The following is a 6,000-nucleotide window of genomic DNA, read 5'->3' on the forward strand; positions in this document are numbered from 1 at the left end:
CGTTTAACAGACGAGCGGGGTTCCCCTCAGAGGAAAGGGATGTGGTGTAAAATAAGATATCGCTATTTTATGGTTATTATTTTTTGTTGATTGCCAGATTCATGGCCTTAATACCGTCCTGCAAAATAGCAATGCGATGATCCACGCTGGCGCTGGCATTAATTTCCAGTAATTTAATTCCCAAGAAGCTCAGTGATTCCGGTGGCGCATGCCGGAACATTTCGGCGGCAATATCGACGGTCATCAGGCTTTCCTGACATCCCGCTTCACTGCCTGCGAACGGCGCAAACGGCGCGTGCAGATCCTGCCAGTCACCATAAGCCCCTTCGCGGGTGGTGCCCGAGAACATCAGCGCCTGAAGAACACCGGCCTGCTGGCAAGTTTGCAGATGCTCCAGCGGCAGCGAGATATTGCGGCCTTCAATGGCGGAGCGCGCCCAGTTGATACACATTCCGGCCGTTTTCCCAGTGTAAGCTTTAGCCTCAGCAATCGCCGTCAGCTCGTGCGCCAGCGGCATGAAACCTTTGCGTGCAGCCGGTTTATCAAGCGCATCGCAATGCTCGATAATCAGCCCGCACGGCCAGTCCCAGCTGAGGATTTCCTGCAAAGACTCTGTGAAACCGCGCGCGGCAAGGCTGACATTTCGTGTGCCAGCCAGCGGCGCGGACTGCAACTCCACGGCCAGCACTTTGTTTCTGCCAAAACGCGTATTGGTCTGCTCAACCTTTTCGAAAATGTGGCGGTAAAAGCTGACACAGGCGCTGCGCTGTTCAGCATCTTCAGACGCCAGCCCGAAGCCCGGCAAAGTTCCGCGTCTGCGCATGGTTTCCATCACGCCGGTGACCACGATGTCCCATTCCTCAGGCAGATGGCGGAATAACCATTCGTCGCCATACGGATGCAACGTTTCAAGACAAGGTTGTTCTATTCCACGGATCCCCGGAATATCGGCCAGCTTGCGCCAGAATTCGGTTTCTTCATTTTCATTTCGCTGATGAAAAGAGGGCGCGCAAGGATAAGCGCCGACAACAAAGCCTGCATGATTTTGCATAGATATTTCCCCATTGAATTAACTGTCTTCCCGGGTTTTTTATCCTGACGGTTACCCGAGTTTATCCACTTTTACTTTGACGACAATTTTACGGATATTGCTGACGCTATGATGAATACACGCCGGGCGGTGAACATCTTGCGGGAAAAATATGGCGTAGGTTCCCGGTGTCATGATAATTTCGGATTCGTTTTCCATGTCGTGATAAAAAATAATGTCGCGTTCTTCAAGCAATGACTGAGATATCGGGTTATTCCCCCGGTCGGCGGCATAACCAATAATTTCATCGCCCCAGGCTAAAAATTGAATATCAATATAACGGCGGTGAACTTCAGGCTGATTTTCCGTTTTCTCTTTGGTCGTCAGATCGAGGATCTGCGCGTAAATATCTCTGCCTTCAATTTCGACGACGCCGGTTTCCAGTGCGCGAAAATCTGTAGTGCGTACAAAATTCAGCGCCTTCTCAATCGCTGCGGGAAACGTGCAGGGATTCGGGTTGCTGATATGTCCGGATATCATGAGCCAGCTCCTTATAAGGCCTGAATTTTTGCCCAAACGCTGTCATCGACGGTGATCCCGTTGCGGCGGTTTTCTGCCAGCAGGCGGGTGAATTCGTGTCCCGGCAGGCGAACGGCTTCGTCCGGATTGTTGCGTTCGGCGGTGGTAACGTAATCCATAATGCGCTGGAGTTTTGCATCGCGGGTTGCGCCGTCAATCAGGCGGTCAACTTCGATGGCGATGAAAATCTGCGAAATCCCGTATTCGTCCGAGTTGTCTTCGGTGACTTCCGCCACGGACGCGCCGTCGGAAAGCAGGGTGGCAATCATGTCCAGTACAATGGATAAACCGGATCCTTTCCAGTAGCCCATCGGCAAAATGCGCCGGTTCTTTTCGATAACGCCGGGCTCGCGGGTCAGCTGGCCGCTGTCGTCGAAGCCGCCGTCGACAGGTAGTTCACGGCCTGCGAGACGGTTCACTTCCAGCATGCCGTAGGAGAACATCGACATCGACATATCCACCATGGTGATCGGCGAGCCGGGGATGGCGACGATCAGCGGGTTCGTGCCGATGCGGCATTCTTTTGCGCCCCACGGTGGCATCACAGCGATGGAGTTCGTCCAGCAAATCCCGATGTAACCTTTCTCTGCCGCCTGCCAGCCGTAACTTCCGCCGCGCATCCAGTGGTTGGCATTGCGTAACGCCACCAGCCCGATGCCGTGGTCGGAGGCCAGAGAGATGGCGCGATCCATCATTTTTTTGGCTGTCAGATTGCCGATTGAGCGTTGTGCATCCCACTGTTCAATCGCGCCCAGCGACAGAATTTTTTTCGCCACGGCATCCGGATGAATATCGCCCTGATCCAGTTGCTGAATGAAGCGCGGGAAACGGTTTACGCCGTGGGAATACACCCCGGACTCGGTGGTTTGTGCAAACATCGTGGCGCATTCATCGGCGACGTCAGGTTTGACGTGGCGCGTGATAAGCACCCTTTTGAACTCCTTTTGCAACGTTTCAAAACTCAGTTTCATACCTTTCTCCAGTGAGATTGTTAAATATTTGGTTGTTTTTAGATCTCTATATTTCACTATGTGGAATCTGATTTCAAAAATCTACTCTTGTCCGTTACGGATCACAATCCATCGGGGTGTTTTTAAAACGCTTTAAAATCAGTTGGATAAAAAATTCATGTCCGGTTCGTGATAAAGGACACATTTTAGGTAGGGCAAAAAGCGGGCAGGGAAAAGGAGTTATTTCGCGTGCGAAGGAAGTTTGCTATACCATCGGTTCAGGATTGCAACGCCATCGGCACAACGGGAATTCTTCAAGGTATGAGAGACGCAGAGAACGAACAGGGGAAAGATAAACCGGCAGGAAGTCAGAGCCTGTTCCGTGGGTTACAGCTGATCGAAATCCTCAGCAATTACCCGAACGGCTGCCCGCTGGCGCATCTTTCTGAACTTGCGGAACTGAATAAAAGTACGGTTCACCGTTTACTTCAGGGGCTGCAATCTTGCGGTTATGTCACACCAGCACCGGCGGCAGGAAGTTATCGCTTAACCACCAAATTTATTTCTGTCGGCCAGAAATCACTGTCTTCGCTGAATATTATCCACGTCGCCGCGCCGCATCTTGAAGCGCTGAATATCGCGACCGGGGAAACCGTTAACTTCTCCAGCCGCGAAGACGACCATGCCATTCTTATTTACAAGCTGGAACCGACCACCGGAATGCTGCGAACCCGCGCCTACATCGGCCAGCATATGCCGCTGTATTGCTCGGCGATGGGCAAAATATACATGGCGTACGGGCATCAGGATTACGTACCGGCTTACTGGGAAAGTCACAGCGAACAGATCCAGCCGCTGACCCGCAATACGATTGTCAGCCTGAAAGAGATGGACAAAGAGCTGGCACAAATTCGCGAGCAGGGTCTGGCGATGGACAGGGAAGAAAATGAACTTGGCGTATCCTGTCTGGCGGTGCCGGTGTTTGATATCCACCGGCGCGTGACGTATGCCGTCTCGATTTCACTCTCGACGGCAAAACTCGGCGTGATCGGCGAAGAAGCATTGCTGAAACCGCTGAAAGAAACCGCAGCCGCGATTTCGGGGGAACTTGGGCTGAAGGTGGGGTGAGGGAGAGTTTGTAGCCTCCTGCATAGGGGGCTGATTGTGCAATATGAATATTGTAGCAATATTTTGTCAAGGTTTGACTTTGCAAGATCAATCAGAGTTTCATTTTGTGATTTTAAATTGACGCTACTAAAGTATTAGTCATTTTTCATGATGAACTTAAATTTTACTTTGAAACATGGTAAAATACTTTTTCAAAAATGATATTTTTTGTTATTTATTTTTTCATGTCTACCAGAACTATTAAAATAAATTTATCATGAAGGTTTTTTATCTTGGGATATCAATGTTCCCCATCTTAAATTAGCTGTGAACTCTGTTTTTTCTGCGGTAAAAAATTTATAGTATTAATGAAGTCAACATTGTTAATGGTGTCATTTAAACTCAAGGTGTTGTGGTTATAATTTCTTATAAGTCTCTCACTTGTTACTGCCGTTCTTGTTAAAATGAATGACGGCATGTGAATTATTTCTATGCTGTTTATTTTTGTCGTGTTAAAAAATAGTACTCTAATGGATTTCGTTTTTGAGTTGCCACTCGCAAAGAATGAATTATCATAGTATATGAAAATTAGTATGATTGAAATAATTTTTATCATTCTGTCTCCTTGTTATTATTTTTATTAAAACTCTAATTAAGATAATAATTATTTTTAAAAATAAAAGTTGTATAGTGTCATCACTCCGGTTGTTCACAAAAAATCAATCTCACAATATGGTTATGGTGGTGTCTAAATGGATTTTAAAAATTATCTTCTCGTTGGCGTTTCGGGTTTTGTATTTCTCATTTTGATAAACGTTTTTGTTATTTTTAAGAGCAAGCTAGAAAGGAAATTTAGGCCTGCGCGGGCATTGATTTTGATAATTTCACTATGCTTTTTTTTGTATTTTATTAGCGATGTGGTTCCTTATTTTCGGCCGGGTTATTAAAAAATCCAACTCATAAACTTCTCATTTATTTGATGGTTAACTCATTGTTTATTTGATTTTGTAGTGTAGCTATAGCCCGATAGTTTAAGATCATTATTTATATTGTTGAATGTGAATCTTTCTGTGATATAGGTGGAAATATATCCGGGTCACCCACTTCATAACTAATGTGATTAATGTTTATTAATTGCGGATTTTTGTATTCGCCTAGTTCAGTCTTAGTCATTTTCATTGCATTCGGTCTATAAGATAGATGTAAGTATGTCATGATGTTGATTTTTCATGTTTTTTAATAAAAGGGCCCGGCAAAAAACAGAGTGATAAAAACATTGATATAATTATTTTTTTGATGTCATTCATCTTTTTTAGATTGCCAAATAAAATAATACATTACTTTTCCCTTAATAGTTCTGTAAGTAATTCTCTATTTATCATAGTGCTGACTCTATTATTTTTATAAACAACCCCCTCTTCATCGATGTAGTAAGTTTTTTCTCCATCAGTAACCATTGCCCTTATTCTTTGGTCACTAAAATAAAAACTGATACCGTCATTAATACTAAGTAAAGCCATTATGGTTATGCTATTGATGTCCGAAGGGTGTATCAACTCACCCATGTGAATAATTTTTTCCCTAGTTACTGGAGTATACGTTTCAACTCCAAACCCCATAAAGTAAACGGATATCTGATTTGCCAAAACTACTTTGGTCAATAAAACTCCTAAAATCATAAATACAGCCATGCAGATTTTATTTTTCATTTTAGTAAGCCACTCTGGGAGGGAGTCCCATTTCTTCTCTGACAGGGTTTTCGTGAGACTTAACATTACTCATAAAACCAGGTCCATCATCTTTCGTCCCCATGACATGCCCTATTTCATGAGCCAGAATTATGTAAATAGGCGACTCTTGCTCTTTACAACCAAATTTTGTTTTTACTTTGACTGTGGAATGGTCATTGATATCGATGTAAATCGTAAACTCATTATCGACATATCTATGGCTTCGTTTATATTTTTCGTCATCAGGTTTGAGACCTCTGATTATATAATTATGTTCTGAAGCTAACATTTTCGATATCATTTCCTTACCGTGTTTGGTAGAACCGACCTTGTCATAGGCCATGCTTAACTCTGTTTTTGTTTTCAGGTCTCCTTGGAACTCAACAGTTAATCCTAACGGGTCAGCAAACTCCAATGGTTTGTTATGGACATACTCGTATCCATTTATCCCCCCGCTCAGCCCAATCGGGTCCTGCGTAATATATCGTCCCAGCGCCGGGTCATAATAACGGTGACGGTTGTAATGCAGCCCTGATTCCTCGTCATATTGCTGGCCCTGCATTCTTATGGGCTGCCGCAGTTTGTACGGGTTGAAAATATCCAC

At 45.0% G+C, this 6,000-nt stretch carries 6 protein-coding genes; 1 reads left to right on the top strand and 5 read right to left on the bottom strand.

Features of this window, described 5'->3' with window-relative positions; translation table 11 throughout:
* Positions 1 to 76: 76 nt before the first annotated feature.
* The 3 genes from ACLBVC_RS12945 to yiaK are packed head-to-tail and all read right to left on the bottom strand — an operon-like array spanning position 77 to position 2,580.
* On the bottom strand, positions 77 to 1,051 hold the full coding sequence (locus ACLBVC_RS12945) for a DUF4862 family protein (protein ID WP_410149931.1): 975 nt from the start codon (positions 1,049 to 1,051) through the stop codon (positions 77 to 79).
* A 51-nt stretch (positions 1,052 to 1,102) separates the two neighbouring features.
* On the bottom strand, positions 1,103 to 1,570 hold the full coding sequence (locus ACLBVC_RS12950) for a YhcH/YjgK/YiaL family protein (RefSeq protein WP_410149932.1): 468 nt from the start codon (positions 1,568 to 1,570) through the stop codon (positions 1,103 to 1,105).
* An 11-nt stretch (positions 1,571 to 1,581) separates the two neighbouring features.
* Complete coding sequence (gene yiaK, locus ACLBVC_RS12955; RefSeq protein WP_410149933.1) at positions 1,582 to 2,580, bottom strand: 3-dehydro-L-gulonate 2-dehydrogenase; 999 nt, start codon at positions 2,578 to 2,580, stop codon at positions 1,582 to 1,584.
* 300 nt (positions 2,581 to 2,880) lie between these two features.
* On the opposite strand from yiaK, the gene ACLBVC_RS12960 reads away from it, so the two are divergent.
* Positions 2,881 to 3,687, top strand: coding sequence for an IclR family transcriptional regulator (locus ACLBVC_RS12960; protein ID WP_410149934.1), 807 nt, complete (start codon positions 2,881 to 2,883; stop codon positions 3,685 to 3,687).
* A gap of 1,316 nt (positions 3,688 to 5,003) precedes the next feature.
* On the opposite strand, the gene ACLBVC_RS12965 is transcribed toward ACLBVC_RS12960, so the two are convergent.
* Positions 5,004 to 5,375, bottom strand: coding sequence for a hypothetical protein (locus ACLBVC_RS12965; RefSeq protein WP_410149935.1), 372 nt, complete (start codon positions 5,373 to 5,375; stop codon positions 5,004 to 5,006).
* Position 5,376: 1 nt separating this feature from the next.
* Positions 5,377 to 6,000: RHS repeat-associated core domain-containing protein (locus ACLBVC_RS12970; protein ID WP_410149936.1), on the bottom strand; the 624-nt coding region annotated here is incomplete at its 5' end.

Origin of the sequence: Rahnella selenatireducens, from assembly GCF_046449555.1 — a bacterium.
Lineage (GTDB): Bacteria > Pseudomonadota > Gammaproteobacteria > Enterobacterales > Enterobacteriaceae > Rahnella > Rahnella selenatireducens.